The following is a 20,944-nucleotide window of genomic DNA, read 5'->3' on the forward strand; positions in this document are numbered from 1 at the left end:
TGGGCGATCGTGTACGAACTGCCTGCCTCCGTGCGCCTCGCCCTGTGGGTCACGCACGCCATCGCCGCCGATCGCCCGCTCAGCGAGGCGCTCGGCGCCGCGCTGCCCGACGTCGACGCCGTCGAGGGTGGCCTGCCGCGCCTCGAACTGTGGCGAGACCTCGGCGAACGCATCGTCTGCGTCGACCTGCCCCGCCCGGGGCTCCACGGCGGTTTGCTGCCGCCCGGCGGACCCGCGACGCAGGCTGCGATAGAAGCCGGAGAATGCCTGTTCGTGCCGTCGCTCGGCGGGGTTCTCGTGCCGCGGCTGGAGTATTACGGGCCGGCCGGTGACGAGGGCCTCAAGCTCACGCTCGAACCGCACGACAGCGACCCGATTCCGATCCACCGCCTCGAGGCACTCGCCCTGGCCGACATCGACCGGCGCTTCCGCGAGGCGTTGCTGGCGCATGTCGGGGTGCTCGAATCCCTGCAGATCGCACCGTTCCTCGGCTCCTCGGCCCGCGAGCGCGTCGACGAACGCCTCGACGGCGCGCGCTGGGCGTTGCCACCGGGCCTGCACCCGCGGGCGCTGCGCATCATCACGACGGCCGGCCTCGTCGTCGCCGCCCTCGACGAGGCACTGACGACGAGCGGCGGCCTCGACGCGGGTAGCGTCGCAGCGCGCGAGCGCACGCTGCGCTCCCTGCTCGACGAGGCCGAACTCGCTCTCGCACAGGCCGCGACGGCGGCCGCCATCGGCCTCGCACACGACGCTGCCCGCCCTCGATGAGGACGGGCAGCGTTGATCGCGCGTTGCGGTGTGCTCAGAGCGGCGTGTCTCCGGCAATGACGTATCAGGCCGTACGGGAGCCTTCGAGCACCGTCGCGTAGACCTGCTGGGTGCGCTCGGCGATCGCGTCCCACCCGAAGTGCTCGACGGCGCGCTGACGCCCGGCTCGACCCCGTCGGCGGGCCTCTTCGACGTCGGAGGTCGCCTCGGTGAGGGCGCGCGCCAGATCGGCGACGAACGTATCGGGGTCGACGGGCGTACCCGTTCCGTCGTTCACCTGCTCGATCGGCACGAGCCAGCCCGTCTCGCCGTCGACGACGACCTCGGGGATGCCGCCCGTCGCGGTTGCGACGACGGCCGCTTCGCACGCCATCGCCTCGAGGTTCACGATGCCGAGGGGTTCGTACACCGACGGGCAGACGAACGTCGTGGCCTGCGACAGCAGCGCGACGACCTCCTCGCGCGGCAGCATGTCGGGAATCCACACGACGCCGTCGCGCTCTGCGCGCAGCTGGTCGATGAGGCCCTCGACCTCGGCGAGGATCTCAGGGGTGTCGGGCGCGCCCGCGCAGAACACGAGCTGCACGTTCGCAGGCACCTGACGCATCGCACGCAGCAGGAACGGCACGCCCTTCTGACGCGTGATGCGCCCGACGAACACGATGCTCGGACGCTCGGGGTCGACCCCATGACGGCGCGCGATCTCGAAGGCGGCGTCGCTGCGGTCGGGCGCCCAGGCCTGTGCGTCGATGCCGTTGTGGACGACATGGACCTTCGCCGGGTCGAGCTGCGGGTAGCTCGCGAGGACGTCCTTGCGCATGCCCTCGGAGACGGCGATGACGGCGGCCGCGCCCTCGTAGGCGGTGCGTTCGATGAAGGAGGAGATCGCGTAGCCGCCGCCGAGCTGTTCGGCCTTCCATGGCCGCATCGGCTCGAGGCTGTGCGCGCTCACGACGTGCGGGATGCCGTGGAGCATCGAGGCGAGGTGGCCGGCGAAGTTGGCGTACCAGGTGTGCGAGTGCACGACGTCAGCGCCGGCGACGGCGGGCACCATCGTCAGGTCGACGCCGAGGGTCTTGAGGGCGCCGTTCGCGTCGGCGAGTTCGGGAAGGTCGGGAAAGCCCTGCGTGCCCGGCTCGTCGATCGGTTCGCCGAATGCGCGGACCTGGGTGTCGATTCCGCTGCTGCGCAGCGCCTTGACGAGCTCGGCCACGTGCACGCCGGCCCCGCCGTAGATGTTGGGCGGATATTCCTTGGTCAGGATGTCGACTCTCACCCCATGAACGTTATCCGCGCCGGGGGGTGTGAGGGAAGCCACGTCGGGGCATATTGTCGTCACATGCCAAACCGTGGAGGCCCCAAGATTCTCGCCATCGTCCTCGCCGGCGGCGAGGGCAAACGTCTCATGCCGCTGACGGCGGACCGGGCCAAGCCCGCCGTGCCGTTCGGTGGCATCTACCGCCTCATCGACTTCGCGCTGAGCAACCTCGTCAACTCCAACTACCTGCACATCGTCGTGCTGACGCAGTACAAGTCGCACAGCCTCGATCGTCACGTCACCACGACGTGGCGCATGAGCTCCCTGCTCGGCAACTACGTGACGCCGGTGCCCGCGCAGCAGCGTGTCGGCAAGAACTGGTACCTCGGTTCGGCCGACGCGATCTTCCAGAGCCTCAACCTCGTCCACGACGAGAAGCCCGACTACGTCGTCGTCGTCGGTGCCGACCACGTCTACCGCATGGACTTCGCGGACATGGTTGATGCGCACATCGCCTCGGGTGCGAAGGCGAGCGTCGCCGCGATCCGTCAGCCGATCTCGCTCGCCGACCAGTTCGGCGTCATCGACGTCGACCCGCAGAACCCGGCGCGCATCCGCGCCTTCCTCGAAAAGCCCACCGACCCGCAGGGGCTGCCGGACAGCCCCGACGAGGTGCTCGCCTCGATGGGCAACTACGTCTTCTCCACCGACGCGCTCATCGAGGCGGTCACACGTGATGCCGACCTCGAGGACAGCAAGCATGACATGGGCGGCGACATCATCCCCGCCTTCGTCGAGCGGGGCGAGGCGTTCGTCTACGACTTCAAGGACAACGAGATCCCCGGCGCGGAGGATCGCGACCGCGGGTACTGGCGCGACGTCGGCACGATCGACTCCTACTTCGACGCCCACATGGACCTCGTCTCGATTCACCCGATCTTCAACCTCTACAACGACCGCTGGCCGATTCACACGACGTCCGGCATGAGCCTGCCGCCCGCGAAGTTCGTCCATGGCAGCCACGGGCGCACCGGCACCGCCGTCGACTCGATCGTCTCCCCCGGCTGCATCATCTCCGGCGCGACGGTCAGCCACTCGGTGCTCTCGCCCAACGTCGTCGTGCGCTCGTTCAGCGACATCGACTCCTCGATCCTGCTCGACGGCGTCAAGGTCGGACGCTCGTGCATCGTGCGCCGCGCCATCATCGACAAGGACGTGACGCTGCCCGAGGGCACCCACATCGGCATCGACCACGACGCCGACCGCGCCCGCGGCTTCACCGTCACCGACTCCGGCATCGTCGTCGTCGGCAAGGGCACCGTCGTGACCCCCTGATGGAGCTACGCCCCTGGGGGTGAGGCCGATTCGCGCTCGGGCGCGGGTCGGCCTCACGTCGTGAACACCGGATGCGAGCGCGGCGCCTTCACGCTATGAATGAGGGGTGAACAACGACGCGCGCCGCACCGACCTGTTGGGCCTGACGTTCCAGGGCACCGACTCCCCCGGGCTGTTCCACGAGCTCACCGACGCGATGACGAAGTTCGGCGTCGAGATCGTCGACGTCGGCCAGGCCGTCCTCGGCGGTGGCATCACGCTGTCGTTCCTCGTCACCGCAGCCGAACCCGACGAACTCGTCCTCGAGATGAAGCGCCTCGCCCGCCTGCGCTCGCTCGCCCTGACGCTCGCCGAGGGCATGAGCGACGACGTCGTGCGCCTGCCCGGACGCGCCGTCGTCACGCTGCTCGCACCGACGCTGCCCGCCGAGGCCCTCGCGGAGATCTCGGCCGAGGTCGTCCACCACGGCGGCAACATCGACCGCGTGCGCCGCCTCGCGCGCACGCCGGTCACCGCGATCGAGCTCGACGTCTCGGGCGTCGAGGTCGTCGAGCTTCGCCGCCGGGTGCTCGAGGCCTCGCACGAGACGGGGTGTGACGCGAGCGTCGCCGAGGCCGGGCTCGCGCGCCGTGGCCGCCGACTCGTCGTCCTCGACGTCGATTCGACGCTCATCCAGGACGAGGTCATCGAACTGCTCGCCGCCCGCGCGGGCCGCGAGGCCGAGGTGGCGGAGGTGACCGAGCGCGCCATGCGCGGCGAGATCGACTTCGCCGAATCGCTGCACGAACGCGTCGAGGCCCTCGCGGGGCTGCCCGCGAGCGTGCTCGACGAGGTGCGCGCCGAGATCCGCCTCACGCCCGGCGCCCGCACGCTCGTGCGCACCCTCAAGCGGCTCGGCTTCACCGTCGGCGTCGTCTCCGGCGGCTTCATCGAGGTCGTCGCGCCGCTCGCCGCCTCCCTCGGCATCGACCACGCGCGCGCCAACACCCTCGAGATCGTCGACGGCGCCCTGACCGGCCGCGTTCTCGGCGACGTCGTCGACCGCGAGGGCAAGGCACGTGCGCTCGCCGCGTTCGCCGAGGCCGAGCACCTGCCGCTGGAGCGCACCGTCGCGATCGGCGACGGCGCCAACGACCTCGACATGCTCGCCCTCGCGGGCCTCGGCATCGCGTTCAACGCCAAGCCCGTCGTGCGGGCGCAGGCGGACGCCTCTGTCAACGTCCCCTACCTCGACAGTGTCCTGTTCTTCCTCGGCATCAGCCGCGACGACATCGAGGAAGCCGACGACCTCGACGCGCTCGAGACGCCCGATGGAGCGACCGTCATGCTCGTCGCGACGGACGTGGACGCCGCTGCGGCGACGCAGCGTGACGCCTAACATATGGCGCATGCCTGAACGTAGCGACCCCCGACGCTCCCTGCTCATCATCGGCGGCGCCGAGGACAAGGTCGGCCGTGTGACCATCCTGCGCCGCTTCGTGCGCCTCGCCGGCGGCCGCAAGTCGAACATCGTCGTCATCCCGACGGCATCGTCGATGCCGGACGAGGTCATCGAGGTGTACTCGACCGTCTTCACACGCCTCGGCTGCCCGAGCGTGGGCAGCGTCGACCCGCAGTCGCGCGTCGACTCATCATCAGAAGAACTCGCCGAGCGCATCGACGCCGCGAGCGGCATCTTCATCTCCGGCGGCAACCAGCTCAAGCTGAGCCAGCTCATCGTCGGCACGCCCCTCGGCAAGGCCATCCTGCGCGCCCACGAGCGCGGCGCCGTCATCGCCGGCACGAGCGCCGGCGCGTCGATCATGAGCCAGTTCATGATCTCGATGGGCGAGGAGGGCGTGACGCCCCGTCAGCGCGCGAGCCAGCTGACGCAGGGCCTCGGCCTCGTGCCGGGCGTCATCATCGACCAGCACTTCGACCAGCGCTCGCGTTACGGGCGCCTGCTCTCCCTCGTCGCCGGCTCACCGAGCCTGCTCGGCATGGGCATCGACGAGGACACCGCCGCGGAGATCACGAACGGACGGGAGATGACGATCATCGGCTCCGGCGCCGTATTCGTCGTCGACGCGCGCATGGCGCAGACGGACGCGCACGAGGCACGCCGCGACGCGCCGCTGCTCGTCACCGGTGCCGTCGTGCACTCGCTGCCCTACGGGGCGACCTTCGACCTGGAGACGGCCACGCTGACCGACTTCGTCGAACGGCACGCCGACGTCGCGGTCACCGCGGCGAAGGACCAGCACGACACCGCGACCGCTGCCGCCGCGCTGCGTCACTGATCGCGTCCACGTCGTTTCGAGGGGAAGAACAGAACATGACCGTCATCGACATCCCGCAGGCACCGGGCCCCATCGAGCCGTCGCTGCGCATCGTCAGCACGCGCGTCTACCGCGGCCCGAACGTGTGGTCCTACGACCCCGCGATCCACCTCGTCGTCGATCTCGGTGTGCTCGAGTACTACCCGACGCACGCGATCCCCGGCTTCGCGGATCGCCTCGTCGAACTCTTCCCCGGCCTGCAGCACCACTCGTGCTCGCGCGGCAAGGAGGGCGGATTCGTCGAGCGCCTCCACGAGGGCACCTGGCTCGGCCACGTCGCCGAGCACCTCGCGCTGCAGCTGCAGCAGGAGGCCGGGCACGACGTGCGCCGCGGCAAGACGCGCGGAGTCAAGGGCGAGGAGGGGCGCTACAACGTCGTCTACGCCTACCTCGAGGAGAGCGTCGGCATTGCCGCCGGCCAGCTCGCCGTGCGCATCGTCAACCACGTCGTGCACCCCGAGGACGGCTTCGACGTCGAGGCCGCGCTCGAGACGTTCCACGCCCTCGTGCAGCGCCGCGCGTTCGGCCCGTCGACGCAGGCGATCATCGACGAGGCCGTCAGCCGCGACATCCCGTGGACGCGCCTCAACGGCGCCTCCCTCGTTCAGCTCGGCCAGGGCGTGCACGCCCAGCGCATCCGCGCGACGATGACGAGCCGCACGTCGGCGCTCGCCGTCGACATCGCGTGCGACAAGAGCCTGACGCTCGACCTGCTCGGCTCGGCCGGGCTGCCGGTGCCGAAGTCGGAGGTCGTGCGCACGCGTGAGGGCGCGATCCAGGCGGCGCGCGAAATCGGCTTCCCCGTCGTCGTCAAGCCGCTCGACGGCAACCACGGCCGCGGCGTGTGCCTCGACCTCACCGACGACGAGGCCGTCAGCGAGGCCTACGACATCGCGATGGCGCAGAGCCGACGCGGCGTGCTGCAGGTCGAGTCGTTCGTCACCGGCAAGGACTACCGCTGCCTCATCATCGACGGCAGGATGGCGGCCATCGCCGAACGCGTGCCCGCGCACGTCGTCGGTGACGGCGAGCACACCGTCGACGAGCTCATCGAACTGACGAACGCCGACCCGCGCCGCGGCTACGGGCACGAGAAGGTGCTGACGAAGATCAAGGTCGACGACGCCGCCCGCGAACTCGTCGCCGACCAGGGCTACGCGATGGACGCCGTCGTGCCCGAGGGCGAGACGGTGAAGCTCGCGCTGACGGGCAACATGTCGACCGGCGGCATCTCGATCGACCGCACCATGGACGCGCATCCCGACAATGTCGAGATCGCCGAGGAGGCCGCGCGCCTCATCGGCCTCGACGTCGCGGGCATCGACTTCATCTGCCCCGACATCACCGTCCCTGTGCGTGAGACCGGCGGCGCGATCTGCGAGGTCAACGCCGCGCCCGGTTTCCGCATGCACACCCACCCGACGGTCGGTGAGCCGCAGTTCATCGCCAAGCCGGTCGTCGACCTGCTGTTCCCGCCCGGCTCGCCTTCGCGTGTGCCGATCGTCGCCGTCACCGGCACGAACGGCAAGACGACGACGTCGAGGATGCTCGCGCACATCATGAAGGGCCTCGGCAAGAAGGTCGGCATGACCTCGACCGACGGCATCGTCATCGACGAACGCCTGCTCATCACGCGTGATGCCTCCGGCCCCAAGTCGGCGAAGATGGTGCTGCAGAACCCGCGCGTCGACTTCGCGGTGCTCGAGGTGGCACGCGGCGGCATCCTGCGCGAGGGCCTCGGCTACGACCGCAACGACATCGCCGTCGTCACCAACATCCAGAGCGACCACCTCGGCATGCGCGGCATCAACTCGCTCGAAGATCTCGCGAACGTCAAGCAGGTCATCGTCGAGGCCGTCCCGCGCGACGGGTTCGCCGTCCTCAACGCCGACGACGAGTACGTGCGCCGCATGCGACGCGTGTGCCGCGGCACGATCGTGTGGTTCTCGATGGAGGCGCCCGGTAGTCGCGTGCGCCAGTTCATCGACGAGCGCTGCGTGCGTGGCGACCGCGCCGTCGTGCTCGAGCCGACGGACAAGGGCGAGATGATCGTCCTCAAGCAGGGCCGACGCTCCATGCAGCTCGCGTGGACGCACCTGCTGCCGAGCACCTTCAACGGCGCCGCGCGCATGAACGTCGCCAACGCCCTCGCCGCGGCCGGCGCCGCGTTCGCCGCGGGCGCCCCGCTGCACGACATCCGCCAGGGGCTGCGCACGTTCACGACGAGCTACTACCTCTCCCCCGGCCGCCTCAACCGCATCGAGGTCGACCACGCCGAGGTGTTCGTCGACTACTGCCACAACCCGGCCGGCCTGCAGCTGCTCGGCGAGTTCGTCGACCGCTACGTCGCCGGCAAGAACAAGTCGACGCGCGTGCAGCGCATCGTCGTCGTCGGCGCCGCCGGGGATCGACGGGACCAGGACATCCGCGAGATGGGCGAACTGGCCGCGAAGTGGTTCGACCACGTCATCATCCGCGAGGACGACAACCTGCGGCGCCGCGCCCCCGGCGAGACCGCAGCCCTCGTTGCCGAAGGTGCCCAGCAGGCGATCGACTCGGGTGAGGCACGCGCCGCGAGCGTCGAGACCGTGCTCGACGAGCTCGAGGCGACGCAGGTGGCCATCGACTCAGCGCGCGCTGGCGACCTCGTCGTCATCTGCGCCGACAAGCACGCTCGCGTCATGGCCGCGCTCGAGGACCTGACGCACCTCGCGACGCCCGGCGCCCACGCCGACGAGGCCGCCCACCCCGGTGACCCCGACTTCAGCCGCGACGCCGTGTTCGAGTCGCCCGAGGACGACGTGATCGACGAACTCCTGCCCAACAGCTGACGCCGGCACACGACGAACCCCGGCCGCGATCCTGTGTGATCGCAGCCGGGGTTCGTCGTGTGGCGGGCGCTTGTCCGTGTTCCGGTCGCCCTAGGCAAGCGTGTCGTCAGGGCGACTCGAGCAGTGCCTTGAGGCTCGTCGCCATGTCGCCGAAGACACTCGGTGACGTGTCGTGCGACGCCGCTCGTTCGAGCGCGTCGATGGCGATACGGACGTCGTCGCGCGCCTCGTCGGGCACCGAATCGACGGGGGCGTCGCCGCTGCCGCGGGCGGCCCGCACCTTGCGGCGGATCTCGCGTGGGCCGTCCGTCGTCGCGCCGTGCTCGAGCAGCCACGCGTGCAGTTCGGCCTGGTGGCTGTGCGTCATGACGGCGACGACGTCACCGTCGTGGGCAACGTCGAGCAAGCCACGCAGACCGTCGAGTTCGGTCTCGTGGCTCGCCTCCGCGTGCGCGCCCACATGCGACAGTCCATCGCGCAGGTGCTTCTCGAGGTCCTCCATCGTGCGACCGCGCAGGTAGTGCTCCTTGTGCACGACGTGGACGACGTCGGCGCCGCGCCCGGCGAGTTCGCCGAGGGCGACGAGGATCTCGTCGCTGCGATCGCCTCCGGTGCCGAGGCCGAGCAGCAGCCGCGAGCCGGGCGCGACGAGGCCGCGGCCGACGTCGAGCAGGGCCTCGAGGCCACCTTCGTTGTGCGCCATGTCGATGATCACGCTCGCTTGCTGATCTGCCCCGAGCGGGAGGCTGTAGACGTTCATGCGCCCCGGGTTGAGCGTCGCGTCGGGCGCGAAGGTCTTGAGGCCCTGGACGACGGCGCTGCGCGGCAGGCCAAGCGCGAGCGCCCCCGCTGCTCCCGCGAGCGCGTTGGCGACGTTGTGGCGCGACAGCCCGGCGAGCGTCATCGGTACGTCGTCGAGGCTGACGAGCATGTCGATGCCGCCGTCCTCGATGCACGCGATGAAGCCGTCGATGACGGTGAACGCCTTGCCGCGCGCCGCGCGCACCTCGCGGATGCAGGGGGCGTTGAGGTCGAGAGTGAACGCGACGAGCTGGGCGGGGGTGCCGACGCGCATCGCCCACACGCGCGGGTCGTCCCCGTTGAGCACGCACCAGCCGGAGGGTCGCGTCACCTTCGTGATGATCGCCTTGACCTCGGCGAGCTGGTCGACGGTGTTGATGCCGCCGCTGCCGAGGTGGTCGGACGTGACGTTCGTGACGACGCTGACGTCGTTGTACGGCACGCCCATGCCGCGGTTGAGCAACCCGCCGCGCGCGGTCTCGAGCACCGCGACCTCGAGCCCCGGCGTCGCGAGGACGGCCTGCGCGCCGGCCGGGCCGGAGTAGTCGCCGTGCTCGATGTGCTCACCCATGACGAGGACGCCGTCCGTCGAGCTCCACGCCGTCGTGCGCCCGGCCGTCATCGCGATGTGCGCGACGAGGCGCGTCGTCGTCGTCTTGCCGTTCGTGCCGGTGATCGAGATGACGGGGACGCGCGGCCGCGGCAGCGTCTCGCGCGGTCCCTGCTCGGCGTCCCGCACGTCGGCGGCGGCGCGCACACAGGCGCCGTTCGCGCGCTCGGTGTCGAGCAGATCGTCGAGGGCACGCGCGATGGCGCGTCCCAGTGCACGGCCACGTTCGCGCCGATTCCACGGGAAGGCGACGACGTACTCGCCCGGCTCCTCCCCGTGGCGCACGCGCACGCCAAGACGGCCCGTGCCGCTCAGTTGAGCGATCTGACGCGTCACGACCTCCGCGAGGCGCATGACGCACCGCTCGCGCACGGGCCCGCCCGGTTCGCCGATCTTCGGGCGGCGGGAATCGAGGGCCCGAAACGCAGCGGAGACTGTCTCCTCGGGGGCCGCGCACCACGCCCCCAGGTCGAGGGTCGTCTTGATCGCCTGACGGGTGAAGTAGAGGTTGGGGCCATCGAGAACACGGTTACCGAGCAACTCGACTCGCGCGTGCGCCGGTTCAGGAGTCATGGGCGAAAGCGTAGGCGTCCGGCGAGCGGGGCGCACCCACGGGACACGGGTTGGACGAGGCCTGCCCCGGTGCTACTGCCCCATCGCGTGCACGCCGCCGTCGACGTGGACGATCTCGCCGGTGGTCGCCGGGAACCAGTCGGACAGTAGCGCCGCGCAGGCGCGCGCGGCGGGCACCGGGTCGCCGACGTTCCACCCGAGCGGCGCGCGCTCGTCCCAGGTCTGCTCGAACTGCTCGAAGCCCGGGATGGACTTCGCGGCGGTTGTACGAATCGGGCCGGCAGCGACGAGGTTGCTGCGCAGCCCCTTGGGGCCGAGGTCGCGCGCGAGGTAGCGGTTGGTCGACTCGAACGCCGCCTTGGCGACGCCCATCCAGTCGTAGACGGGCCAGGCGAACTTCGCGTCGAACGTCAGCCCGACGATCGCGCCCCCCGGCGACATGAGGGGTTCGCAGGCGGCGGCGAGGTCCTTGAGCGAGTACGCGGACGCGTGCAGCGCCGTCGAGACGTCCTCCCACGTCGCGCTCATGAAGTCGAACGCGCCCTGGGGCGCGAAGCCGATCGAGTGCAGCACGCCGTCGAGTTCGCCGACGAGGGGGCGCAGACGCTCGGCGAGCGTGTCGAGGTGCTCGCTGTTCGTCACGTCGAGTTCGACGACCTCGACGGGTTGCGGCAGGCGCCGACTGATCGTCTGGGTGATCTTCATCGTGCGACCGAAGCTCGTGAGGACGACGTGCGCGCCCTCCTCCTGCGCGATGCGCGCGACGTGGAACGCGATCGAGGAGTCCATGAGGACACCGGTGATGAGGAGCTTCTTGCCTTCGAGCAGACCCATGGCCGGCCTTTCGTGATGGTGCGGAAGTGGGGGCGTGCGTGCGCGGGTGACGGGCGGGTGGCCGCCGGTCAGTGACCCATGCCGAGGCCACCGTCGACGGGGATGACGGCGCCGTTGATGTAGGCCGAGTCGTCGGAGGCGAGGAACGCGACGGCCGCGGCGACCTCGTCGGGCTGCGCGAACCGACCCGCCGGGATCGTCGCCTTGTACGCCGCCTGACGCTCCTCGGGCAGTGCGGCCGTCATGTCGGTCTCGATGAAGCCGGGCGCGACGACGTTCGCGGTGATGCCGCGCCCGCCGAGCTCACGCGCGATGGAGCGGGCGAGGCCGACGAGCCCGGCCTTCGACGCGCTGTAGTTGGTCTGGCCCGCGGAGCCGAACAGGCCGACGACGCTGGAGACGAAGATGATGCGCCCGCCCTTGCGCCGGATCATGCCCGTCGACGCCGCACGAGCGCAGCGGAAGGCGCCGGCGAGGTTGGTGTCGACGACGTTCTCGAAGGAGGCGTCGCTCATGCGCATGAGCAGGCCGTCGTCGGCGATACCGGCGTTGGCGACGACGACCTCGATCGGCCCGCCGGCGATCTGCGCGGCCTTCGCGAACGCCGCGTCGACCGATTCGGAGTTCGTCACGTCACCCGTGACGGCCGGGATGCCCTCGACGTCCTCACCGGAGCGCGACATGATGACGACGGCGTCCCCCTGCGCCTGGAAGCGCCGCGCGATGGCGAGCCCGATGCCGCGGTTGCCCCCGGTGACGAGGACGGTGCGGCGGCGCGACGGGGCGCTGGTGGTCTCGGTCGAGGTGGTCATGCGGACCTTCCGGGATGGGGCGGTGTGTTCTTCGTCGCACGCTATCGACTACCCCTGGGTAGACCAATCCGGGGCGTTTCGGGCGAGCCGGGGGCCCTCGAATACAGTGAGGGCATGGCGGATCAGGGGCAGCGACGGCTCTCGGCCACGAGCCTGCCCGAATCGGCGCAGGACGATCAGCGCCGCCGCATTCGCGGCTATCTCATCTCGATGGGCATCAGGACGGTGTGCTTCATCGCCGCCGTCCTCACCTGGTCACCCCTTCGCCCTCTCAGCCTCGTGTTCTTCGCCCTCGCCGCGATCCTGCCGTACGTCGCCGTCGTCTTCGCGAACGCGACGGGCAAGCGTCGCATCGACACGATGGGCGCCGTCACACCACCACCGGTGCCACACAAGGAGATCCATGGATCTGCGCGCGAACCTCGCTGATTCCGCCCCCGGTGACGAACCCGGCACCGCATTTCCGGCGCTGCGCTGCAGCGCCAAGGGCTGCCGCGCCGAGGCAACTTGGGCGCTGCGTTGGAACAACCCGACGCTGCACACGCCCGAGCGGCGCAAGGTGTGGCTCGCCTGCGACGAGCACGAGCCGACACTGCGCGAGTTCCTGTCGATGCGCGGTTTCCACCGCGACACCGTGCGGCCGGCCGAGCTGCGCGCCACCGACGGCTGAGGCGGCCGCCCACGCGACGTTCAGCGCCCGTCGATAGGCTGGTGCGGTGCTGAGACTTCTCACGACCCGACGTTGGCTGACCTGGCTCCTCGTGGCCACGTTGTGGGCGACGTTGTGCGTCATTGCCGGGTTCTGGCAGTGGGGGCGCTGGGAGGACAAGAGCACGATCCAGAACCGCATCGACGCCAACTATGACGCGACCCCCACCCCGATGAGCCGCGAGCTGAGCACCTCGCGGGCGCCGGCGAAGTCGGACGAGTGGAAGCAGGTCACCGGGCGCGGCCACTACGTCGGCGAACCACTCTTGGTGCGCAACCGCCCCGGCCCCGGCGGCGATTTCGGCTACGAGACGCTCGGCGTGTTCGAGGTCGACGGGATGAAGGTCGTCGTCGACCGCGGGTGGGTCGCGAACGGCGAAACCGCGGCGCGTCCCGCGTCGATCCCGCAGGCACCGAAGGGCGAGGTGACGCTGACGGGCTGGGTCCGCCCGAGCGAGAAGTCGTTGGGCCGCGCCGAGGTGAACGGTCAGGTCTCGTCGATCTCCGTCGCGGACGTGCAACGTGCCACCGGCGCGACGCTCGCGCAGGGGTACGTCCGAATGCGTTCGGAGAAGCTGGCCGACGGCTCGACACCGCCGCGGCCCGCCGCGCTCGACCGGCCGTCGCAGGGTTCCGCGGCCGGCATCAACCTCAGCTACGCGCTGCAGTGGTGGCTCGGTGCGATCGCCGGGTATGCCTTCGTCCTGCTGCGTGCACGCCGTGAGTACCTGGACTCGCTGGATTTGGCGGACGAGGCACGGGTGGCGCATGACACCGAGGCAGGCGGTGACAGCGCCTCAGCGACAGGTTTGACAGAGACCGGATCCACGACACCCGTGCGCCCGACGAAGCCCGCGAAGAAACCCCGCCCGCGCAAGCAGCGCATCTGGGACGAGGAGGACGCCTGAGCGCGTCCCCCTCACGACGGGCGGGCGGCGTGTTCCGCACACGCGCCGGACGTGCCACGATGGTGACATGGATTGTGGACTGAACGGCCGTAGCTACATCGTCACGGGTGCCTCGTCGGGCCTGGGCTTCGCCAGCGCGCAGGCGCTGGCCGCTGACGGTGCCGACCTCGTCATCGCCTCCCGCGATCAGGAGCGCATCGACGACGCCGCCGCGCGGCTCGACTCGCCCGCGGGGGTGCGCGCCGTCGTCGCCGACCTCGCGGACGAGTCTGCTGCGCAGCGACTCGTCGCCACGGCGCAGGAAGCCTACGGACGCCTCGACGGCGCCGTCATCTCCGTCGGCGGCCCGCCCGCCGGCCGCGTCGAGGACACGAGCGAACAGCAGTGGCGTGACGCGTTCGAGAGCGTCTTCCTCGGAGGGCTGCGCATGGCCCGCGCCGTGCTCGACACGCCCTTCGACCCCGCCTCAGGCATGGCGGTGACGCTCGTGCTGTCGTCGTCAGTGAAGTCGCCCATCCCGGGCCTCGCCATCTCCAACGGGCTGCGTCCCGGCCTTGCGATGGCGGCCAAGACCCTCGCCGACGAGTACGGCCCGCGCGGCGGGCGCGTCAACGTCCTTTTGCCGGGGCGCATCGACACCGACCGCGTCAAGAGCCTCGACGCCGGTACGGGAGATGCGGAGGCGTCGAAGGCGAAGGCCGAGGCGGTCATCCCACTGGGGCGTTACGGCACGCCGGAGGAGTTCGGCCGCGTCGCCGCGTTCGTCACGAGCCCGGCCGCGTCCTACCTCACGGGCATCGCGATCCCCGTCGACGGCGGGGCGCTGCGCACGCTCTGAAGCGCGCTCAGTCCTCCTTGAACTGGGTCGCGTGCAGCTGGGCGTAGAGCCCACCGGCGGCGAGCAGCTCCCGGTGCGTGCCGGTCTGCACGACGCGGCCGGCCTCGAGGACCACGATGACGTCCGCGTCGCGCACGGTCGAGAGGCGGTGGGCGATGACGAACGACGTCCGCCCGACGAGCGCGTTCGCGAGTGCCGCCTGCACCGCGGCTTCTGACTCGCTGTCGAGGTGCGCGGTCGCCTCGTCGAGGATGACGACGTCGGGCGCCTTGAGCAGCAGCCGTGCGATGGCGAGGCGCTGCTTCTCCCCGCCGGAGAGGCGGTGTCCGCGATCGCCGACGACGGTGTCGAGCCCGAGCGGCAGCCGCTCGACGAGGCTCCACACGTGGGCGGCACGGAGGGCGCTTTCCAGGTCGTCGTCGGTGGCGTCGGGGCGGGCGTAGAGCAGGTTGGCGCGCACGGTGTCGTGGAACATGTGCGCCTCCTGCGTCACGACGCCGATGCGGTCGCGGACGGAGGCGAGGCTCGCCTCGCGCAGGTCGAGCCCGCCGACGCGCACGGCACCGGACGTGGGGTCGAACAGACGCGGCACGAGGTTCGTCAGCGTCGTCTTGCCTGCGCCACTGGGCCCGACGAGCGCGACGAGCGCCCCGGCGGGCACGTCGAGGTCGATGCCGCTCAGCACGTCCTCTCCCCCGCGTCTGTCCCCCGTCACGTTCGCCTCGAGTGATTCGAGCGAGACGACGTCGGCGTCCGGGTAGGCGAAGGTGACGTCGTCGAACCTCACGCCCAGTGGCCCGTCAGGAAGCGCCCGGGCGGAGGGTGATTCGCGCACGAGCGGTTCGAGATCGAGCACCTCGAAGACGCGCTCGAACGAGACCATCGCGGCCATGACGTCGACGCGGACGTTCGACAGCGCCGTCAGTGGTGCGTAGAGGCGCCCGAGCAGCGCTGCGAGCGCGAGCAGGGTGCCGACCGTCATCGCGCCGTCGACCGCGAGCACCCCGCCGAGGCCGTAGACGAGCGCGGTCGCGAGGGAGGCCATGAGGGTGAGCGCGACGAGGAACATGCTCCGCTGCGCGGCGATCGAGACACCGATGTCGCGCACGCGTGCGGCGCGGGCGTCGTACTGCGCCGATTCCTCCTCCGGGCGCCCGAAGAGCTTGACGAGCAGCGCACCCGCGACGTTGAACCGCTCCGTCATCCGCGCGCCGAGTTCGGCGTTCAACGTCATCTGCTCGCGCGTCAGACCCGCCAGACGGCGGCCGAGGAAGCGCGTCGGCAGCAGGAACAACGGCACGAGGACGAGGGCAGCCAGCGTCAGCTGCCATGACAAGGACGTCATCGCGACGAGCAGCACGACGAGGCTCACGGCATTGCTGACGACCGTCGACAACGTCGTCGTGAACGCCTGCTGCGCACCGACGACGTCAGAGTTGATGCGCGTGACGAGGGCACCCGTCTGCGCCCGCGTGAAGAACGCGATGGGTTGGGCGAGCACGTGGCGGAACACGTCGGCGCGCAGGTCGAAGATGAGACCCTCGCCGAGGCGCGCCGACAGCCAGCGCTGCGTGATCGTGACGCCCGCGCTGAGCACGGCGACGAGCGCGACGGCGAGTGAGAGCCACACGACGACGTCGCGATGTCGCGGCACGACACCGTCGTCGATGATGTGCTTGAGCAGCAGCGGTGACGCGACGACCATGACGGCGTCGAGCACGACGAGGACGAGGAACGCCGCGATCGTGCGGCGGTAGCCGCGGGCGTAGCCCGCCACGCGGCGCACCGTGCCGGGGGCGAGACGCTGATCCTTGACGCTCGAGTCGCGTGACATCGAGCGCATCATCTGCCAGCCGGCGCCCATGGACATGTGAGCTCCTCAGGCCAGCGAGATGAGGTCGGCGTAGTCGGGGCCCCACAGATCCTCGACGCCATCGGGCAGCAGCAGGATGCGTTCGGGTTCGAGAGCCTCGACGGCGCCGTCGTCGTGGCTGACGAGGACGACCGCGCCCTCGTAGCCGCGCAGCGCGCCCAGGATCTCCTCGCGGCTGGCCGGGTCGAGGTTGTTCGTCGGTTCGTCGAGCAGCAGGACGTTGGCCGCGGACACGACGAGCAGCGCGAGCGACAGACGCGTCTTCTCACCACCGGAGAGCACGCCGGCTGGCTTCTCGACGTCGTCGCCGGAGAACAGGAACGAGCCGAGCACCTTGCGCACCTCGGTCTCGCCGAGATCGGGCGCGGCGGACTTCATGTTGTCGAGGACGCTGCGCTCGACGTCGAGGTTCTCGTGCTCCTGCGCGTAGTAGCCGATCTTCAGCCCGTGGCCGGCGATGATCCGGCCCGTGTCGGGTGCGTCGACGCCGGCGAGCATCCGAAGCAGCGTCGTCTTGCCCGCACCGTTGAGACCGAGGACGACGACCTTCGAGCCGCGGTCGATGGCGAGGTCGACGTCGGTGAAGATCTCGAGCGATCCGTACGAGCGCGAGAGCCCCTCGGCCATGAGCGGCGTCTTGCCGCACGGCGACGGCTTCGGGAAGCGCAGCTTCGCGACCTTGTCCTGCTGACGCTCGCCCTCGAGGCTGCCGAGCAGGCGCTCGGCGCGCTTGGCCATGTTCTGCGCCGCGGTCGCCTTCGACGCCTTCGCGCGCATCTTGTCGGCCTGCGCCATGAGCGCTCCGGCCTTCTTCTCCGCGTTCTGACGCTCGCGCTTGCGACGCTTCTCGTCCTGCTCACGCGCCTGCAGGTAGGCCTTCCAGCCGACGTTGTACTGGTCGAGCTCGGCGCGGTTGGCGTCGAGGTGGAAGACCTTGGTGACCACGGCGTCGAGCAGTTCGACGTCGTGGCTGATGACGATGAGCCCGCCCTTGTACGCCTTGAGGTAGTCGCGCAGCCAGTGGATCGAGTCGGCGTCGAGGTGGTTGGTCGGTTCGTCGAGCAGCAGCGTCTGCGCGCCGGAGAACAGGATGCGCGCGAGTTCGATGCGGCGTCGCTGACCACCCGAGAGCGTGCGCAGCGGCTGGGTGAGGATGCGCTCGTCGAGGGCGAGGCTGCTCGCGATCGACGAGGCCTCCGACTCCGAGGCGTACCCGCCGGCGGCGGTGAACTCGGCGTCGAGGCGCGTGTAGCGCTTCATCGCCTTCTCGCGCACGGCGTCGTCCTCGGAGGCCATGTTCGTCTCGGCGGTGCGCAGGTCGCGCGCGATGGCGTCAAGGCCGCGCGCGGACAGGATGCGGTCGCGGGCGAGGACGTCGAGGTCGCCGGTGCGTGGATCCTGCGGCAGGTAACCGACCTCGCCGGAGGTGACGACGCGGCCCGCTGCAGGGATGCCGTCTCCGGCGAGCACCTTCGTCAGCGTCGTCTTGCCGGCACCGTTGCGCCCGACGAGGCCGACGCGGTCGCCCGGGGCGACACGGAACGTCGCGTTCTCGAGCAGGATGCGCGAGCCGGCGCGCAGTTCGATGCCTTCGGCGGTGATCACGGGTGAAATCGCTCCTTCAGGGGCGGCAGGTGCGTCGAGGTGGGCCGACGGCGGTGTGGGGCGGCGTCGGGACGCGCAGCGGCGAGGGCGCTGCGGCGGGGAGCCAACCCACGTATTCTACGAGAGATGGTGGGAGGCGGACGCAGCGTCCGCCTCGACAGACGGAGGCTCTCTTGACGTTCAACGACAACGCGCAGCTCGACACCTCGCAGGTGACCTCGGGCGGCTCAGGTGGCTTCGGTGGCGGTGGCATGGGCGGGGGCCCGGTCGTCGGCGGCATCGGAGGTCTCATCCTCATGCTCATCTTCGCCCTTTTCGGCGGAAACCTCACCGGCGGGTCGGACAGTTCGGGCGGCGGCAGCACCGGCGCATCGGGCAGTTCGTACGGCTCAGGCCTCAACGGCTACGCCCAGGACACGCAGGACGTGTCGGGTTCGAATGACTCCGTCGCGCAGGCGATCGAGCAGTGCAAGACGGGTGCGGACGCCAACCGTGACGACACCTGCCGCATCGTCGGCACCGTCAACGCGGTGCAGGACTACTGGGGCACCGCGCTGCCGCAGTTCACGAACGGCCGGACGCAGTACGAGAACGTCCCGACCGTGATCTTCAGCGGGCAGACGTCCTCGGGCTGCGGTACGGCGAGCTCGCAGATGGGCCCGTTCTACTGCCCGAGCGACCGCAAGGTCTACATCGACGCCGCCTTCTTCCAAGAACTGACGAACAAGTACGGTGCCGATGGCGGCGCCCTGGCGAAGGAGTACGTCGTGGCCCACGAGTACGGCCACCACGTGCAGGACCTGCTCGGTGCGCTCGGTCGCGCACAGCAGGATCCGAAGGGTGCCGAATCGGGTTCGGTGCGTACCGAACTGCAGGCCGACTGCTACGCCGGCATCTGGGTCGCCCACGCGACGGAGTCGAAGGACAGGAACGGCAACACGCTGCTCAAGCCGGTCACCGACGACGACATCAAGTCAGCGCTGTCGGCGGCGTCGGCCGTCGGTGACGACCGCATCCAGCAGAAGGCCCAGGGTCGCGTCACGCCGGAAAGCTGGACGCACGGTTCGTCGGAGGCTCGGCAGAAGTGGTTCATGACCGGCTACGAGACGGGCGACCTCAACTCGTGTGACACCTTCAACGTCGACAGCGTCGAGTGAGGTCGTGAAAACGCTCGGACGGGTCGGAAAATTGACGAAAAGTGATTGCACGCTCAATTTGTTCCGACCGTGAGCCGACGGTAATCTTGCAGGGTCGCACCGACGTCGGTGCGGCCCTGCTTCGTCGCTGAGTCCCGTCACGAAGGCCAGGTATCACCGCATTGCGCGGAGCGACGGGAGCGGTGCACCCAGCATCCGAGCCACCCTGGTGGCTCTTGGGGTGAAGCCGGCTCAGGCCGGCCGAGAATCTAGGATCTCGAACCCGACAGGTCATGCCTCGTAAGCGCTCCTGGAGAGATCCGACATGAAGAACATGTCCCGCCGCTCGTTCCTGGGCAACACGTCCAAGGTCGCCGTCGGCACCGCCCTCGCCACCTCCGCGCTGGGCGCGGTCTCGGTCGGCGCCGCCTCGTCCGCCAGCGCTTCCGTCACCTCGGCGAGCGCTCGCCGCGTCGTCTCCAGCGCCTCGTCCCGACGCGGCGCCCCCTACGTCTACGGTGCGGCCGGCCCGTGGCGCTTCGACTGCTCGGGTCTGACGAGCTGGAGCTACCGCCAGGTCGGTCGCTCGATCCCCCGCACCGCCAACCAGCAGTACCGTGCCTCGTACCGCGTCTCGCGCGCTTCGGCTCGCCCGGGTGACCTTGCGTTCCTCACCTCCGGTGGCTACGCCTACCACGCGGCCGTCTACGCCGGCAACGGCATGGTCTGGCACGCACCGCGACCCGGCTCTCGTGTGCAGCTCGCGCGCGCCGGTTCCTCCTACCGCTTCGGCCGCGTCTGATCCGTTCGACCCTGACGCACGCCGCACAGCGCGACGAAGCCCGCCACCTCCATCGAGGTGGCGGGCTTCGTCGTACGGTAGCGGTGGCTCAGACGTTGAATCCGAGGGCGCGAAGCTGCTCGCGGCCGTCGTCGGTGATCTTGTCCGGGCCCCACGGCGGCATCCAGACCCAGTTGAGGGAGTGGCCGGCGACGACGTCCATGAGCGCCGTCGCGACCTGCTCCTCGATGACGTCGGTCAGCGGGCACGCCGCGGACGTCAGGGTCATGTCGATGACGGCGTGCTTGGAGTCGTCGACGGTGATGCCGTAGACGAGGCCGAGGTCGACGACGTTGATGCCGAGCTCGGGGTCGACGACGTCGCGCAGGGCCTCCTTGACGTCCTCGACGTCCGACTCGACGGGCGGGGTGGTTGTCTCGCTCATGCCGTGATCTCCTTGTCGCTGCTGGCGGTGGTGTCGCTGTTCGTGCTGTTCGCGGCGCTCCCGGCGAGGTCGAGGCCGAGCTTGCCGAGCGAATCCTGCAGGGCCGACCACGACAGCAGCGCGCACTTGACGCGCGCCGGGTACTGCGAGACCCCGGCGAGCGCGATCGCGTCACCGATGACCTCTTCGTCGCCGGCGTCCTTGCCCTTGCTCGTCAGCATGCTGCGCGTCGCGCCGAAGACGTCCTGCGCCTCGCGCAGCGTGTGCCCGACGAGGTTGTCGGCGAGCATCGACGCGGACGCGACCGAGATCGAGCAACCGATCGAGTCGTAGCTGACGTCCTTGATGACGGCGTCGTCACCCTCGCCCTCGACGTCGACGCGCAGAGTGATCTCGTCGCCGCACGAGGTGTTGACGTGGTGGCTCTCTGCCCCGAACGGCTCGCGCAGCCCCGCGTGCTGCGGGTGCTTGGAGTGATCGAGGATGAGTTCCTGGTACAGATCCATC

At 70.1% G+C, this 20,944-nt stretch carries 19 protein-coding genes and 1 riboswitch; of the genes, 11 read left to right on the plus strand and 8 right to left on the minus strand.

What is annotated here, in order from left to right; all coding sequences use genetic code 11:
- Positions 1-9: 9 nt before the first annotated feature.
- Positions 10-771, plus strand: a complete 762-nt coding sequence (locus tag HMPREF0321_RS07135; RefSeq protein WP_040014656.1) for a hypothetical protein — start codon at positions 10-12, stop codon at positions 769-771.
- A 64-nt stretch (positions 772-835) separates the two neighbouring features.
- Here the strand turns inward: HMPREF0321_RS07135 and glgA are convergent, their stop codons facing one another.
- Positions 836-2,047, minus strand: a complete 1,212-nt coding sequence (gene glgA, locus HMPREF0321_RS07140) for a glycogen synthase (protein WP_006945445.1) — start codon at positions 2,045-2,047, stop codon at positions 836-838.
- Between the two features lie 63 nt (positions 2,048-2,110).
- Between glgA and glgC the strand changes: the two genes are divergently transcribed.
- The 4 genes from glgC (at position 2,111) to cphA (ending at position 8,513) form a co-directional block, all read left to right on the plus strand.
- Positions 2,111-3,364: a glucose-1-phosphate adenylyltransferase gene (gene glgC / locus HMPREF0321_RS07145; RefSeq protein ID WP_006945446.1), complete on the plus strand. Its 1,254-nt coding sequence runs from the start codon at positions 2,111-2,113 to the stop codon at positions 3,362-3,364.
- Between the two features lie 106 nt (positions 3,365-3,470).
- Positions 3,471-4,742 carry a phosphoserine phosphatase SerB gene (serB, locus tag HMPREF0321_RS07150; protein WP_006945412.1) on the plus strand — a complete coding sequence of 424 codons (1,272 nt, stop codon included), beginning with the start codon at positions 3,471-3,473 and terminating at the stop codon, positions 4,740-4,742.
- Positions 4,743-4,752: 10 nt separating this feature from the next.
- Positions 4,753-5,643 carry a cyanophycinase gene (locus HMPREF0321_RS07155; protein ID WP_006945459.1) on the plus strand — a complete coding sequence of 297 codons (891 nt, stop codon included), beginning with the start codon at positions 4,753-4,755 and terminating at the stop codon, positions 5,641-5,643.
- A gap of 35 nt (positions 5,644-5,678) precedes the next feature.
- Positions 5,679-8,513 carry a cyanophycin synthetase gene (cphA, locus tag HMPREF0321_RS07160; RefSeq protein WP_006945418.1) on the plus strand — a complete coding sequence of 945 codons (2,835 nt, stop codon included), beginning with the start codon at positions 5,679-5,681 and terminating at the stop codon, positions 8,511-8,513.
- A 106-nt stretch (positions 8,514-8,619) separates the two neighbouring features.
- Here the strand turns inward: cphA and HMPREF0321_RS07165 are convergent, their stop codons facing one another.
- From HMPREF0321_RS07165 to fabG, 3 genes are all read right to left on the minus strand, one after another.
- Positions 8,620-10,497 carry a Mur ligase family protein gene (locus HMPREF0321_RS07165; protein ID WP_139023588.1) on the minus strand — a complete coding sequence of 626 codons (1,878 nt, stop codon included), beginning with the start codon at positions 10,495-10,497 and terminating at the stop codon, positions 8,620-8,622.
- A gap of 72 nt (positions 10,498-10,569) precedes the next feature.
- Complete coding sequence (gene fabI / locus HMPREF0321_RS07170) at positions 10,570-11,331, minus strand: enoyl-ACP reductase FabI (protein ID WP_006945338.1); 762 nt, start codon at positions 11,329-11,331, stop codon at positions 10,570-10,572.
- Between the two features lie 68 nt (positions 11,332-11,399).
- A complete protein-coding gene (gene fabG / locus HMPREF0321_RS07175; RefSeq protein WP_006945345.1) occupies positions 11,400-12,143 on the minus strand; it encodes a 3-oxoacyl-ACP reductase FabG in 744 nt (247 codons plus the stop codon).
- 114 nt (positions 12,144-12,257) lie between these two features.
- On the opposite strand from fabG, the gene HMPREF0321_RS07180 reads away from it, so the two are divergent.
- The 4 genes from HMPREF0321_RS07180 (at position 12,258) to HMPREF0321_RS07195 (ending at position 14,597) form a co-directional block, all read left to right on the plus strand.
- Entirely contained in the window at positions 12,258-12,572 is a 315-nt protein-coding gene (locus tag HMPREF0321_RS07180; protein WP_006945365.1) for a DUF3099 domain-containing protein, read from the plus strand.
- The gene (locus tag HMPREF0321_RS07185) at positions 12,547-12,813 is read left to right on the plus strand and encodes a hypothetical protein (RefSeq protein WP_006945337.1); all 267 of its coding nucleotides are present in this window, start codon (positions 12,547-12,549) and stop codon (positions 12,811-12,813) included. The genes HMPREF0321_RS07180 and HMPREF0321_RS07185 overlap by 26 nt, the downstream gene beginning before the upstream one ends.
- A 46-nt stretch (positions 12,814-12,859) precedes the next feature.
- Positions 12,860-13,759 carry an SURF1 family protein gene (locus HMPREF0321_RS07190; protein ID WP_006945369.1) on the plus strand — a complete coding sequence of 300 codons (900 nt, stop codon included), beginning with the start codon at positions 12,860-12,862 and terminating at the stop codon, positions 13,757-13,759.
- A gap of 67 nt (positions 13,760-13,826) precedes the next feature.
- Positions 13,827-14,597 (plus strand): SDR family oxidoreductase, encoded by a 771-nt coding sequence (locus tag HMPREF0321_RS07195; protein WP_006945419.1) that lies wholly within the window; start codon positions 13,827-13,829, stop codon positions 14,595-14,597.
- A 7-nt stretch (positions 14,598-14,604) separates the two neighbouring features.
- Here the strand turns inward: HMPREF0321_RS07195 and HMPREF0321_RS07200 are convergent, their stop codons facing one another.
- Entirely contained in the window at positions 14,605-16,467 is a 1,863-nt protein-coding gene (locus HMPREF0321_RS07200) for an ABC transporter ATP-binding protein (protein ID WP_040014657.1), read from the minus strand.
- 9 nt (positions 16,468-16,476) lie between these two features.
- Positions 16,477-18,075 (minus strand): ABC-F family ATP-binding cassette domain-containing protein, encoded by a 1,599-nt coding sequence (locus tag HMPREF0321_RS07205; RefSeq protein WP_006945441.1) that lies wholly within the window; start codon positions 18,073-18,075, stop codon positions 16,477-16,479.
- 173 nt (positions 18,076-18,248) lie between these two features.
- Here HMPREF0321_RS07205 and HMPREF0321_RS07210 point away from each other — a divergent pair, with 173 nt between their 5' ends.
- Both HMPREF0321_RS07210 and HMPREF0321_RS07215 read left to right on the plus strand, forming a co-directional pair.
- The gene (locus HMPREF0321_RS07210; RefSeq protein ID WP_006945427.1) at positions 18,249-19,232 is read left to right on the plus strand and encodes a neutral zinc metallopeptidase; all 984 of its coding nucleotides are present in this window, start codon (positions 18,249-18,251) and stop codon (positions 19,230-19,232) included.
- Positions 19,233-19,347: 115 nt separating this feature from the next.
- A riboswitch (cyclic di-AMP (ydaO/yuaA leader) is annotated at positions 19,348-19,533 on the plus strand.
- A 3-nt stretch (positions 19,534-19,536) separates the two neighbouring features.
- Positions 19,537-20,013, plus strand: coding sequence for a C40 family peptidase (locus HMPREF0321_RS07215; protein ID WP_006945468.1), 477 nt, complete (start codon positions 19,537-19,539; stop codon positions 20,011-20,013).
- An 88-nt stretch (positions 20,014-20,101) separates the two neighbouring features.
- Here HMPREF0321_RS07215 and HMPREF0321_RS07220 read toward each other — a convergent pair whose 3' ends face one another.
- A complete protein-coding gene (locus HMPREF0321_RS07220; RefSeq protein WP_006945372.1) occupies positions 20,102-20,437 on the minus strand; it encodes a metal-sulfur cluster assembly factor in 336 nt (111 codons plus the stop codon).
- Positions 20,434-20,943: a Fe-S cluster assembly sulfur transfer protein SufU gene (gene sufU / locus HMPREF0321_RS07225; RefSeq protein WP_006945375.1), complete on the minus strand. Its 510-nt coding sequence runs from the start codon at positions 20,941-20,943 to the stop codon at positions 20,434-20,436. Before sufU ends, HMPREF0321_RS07220 begins: the two co-directional genes overlap by 4 nt.
- Position 20,944: the final 1 nt, after the last annotated feature.

Origin of the sequence: Dermacoccus sp. Ellin185 (genome assembly GCF_000152185.1) — a bacterium.
In the GTDB taxonomy this organism is placed as follows: Bacteria; Actinomycetota; Actinomycetes; order Actinomycetales; family Dermatophilaceae; genus Dermacoccus; species Dermacoccus nishinomiyaensis.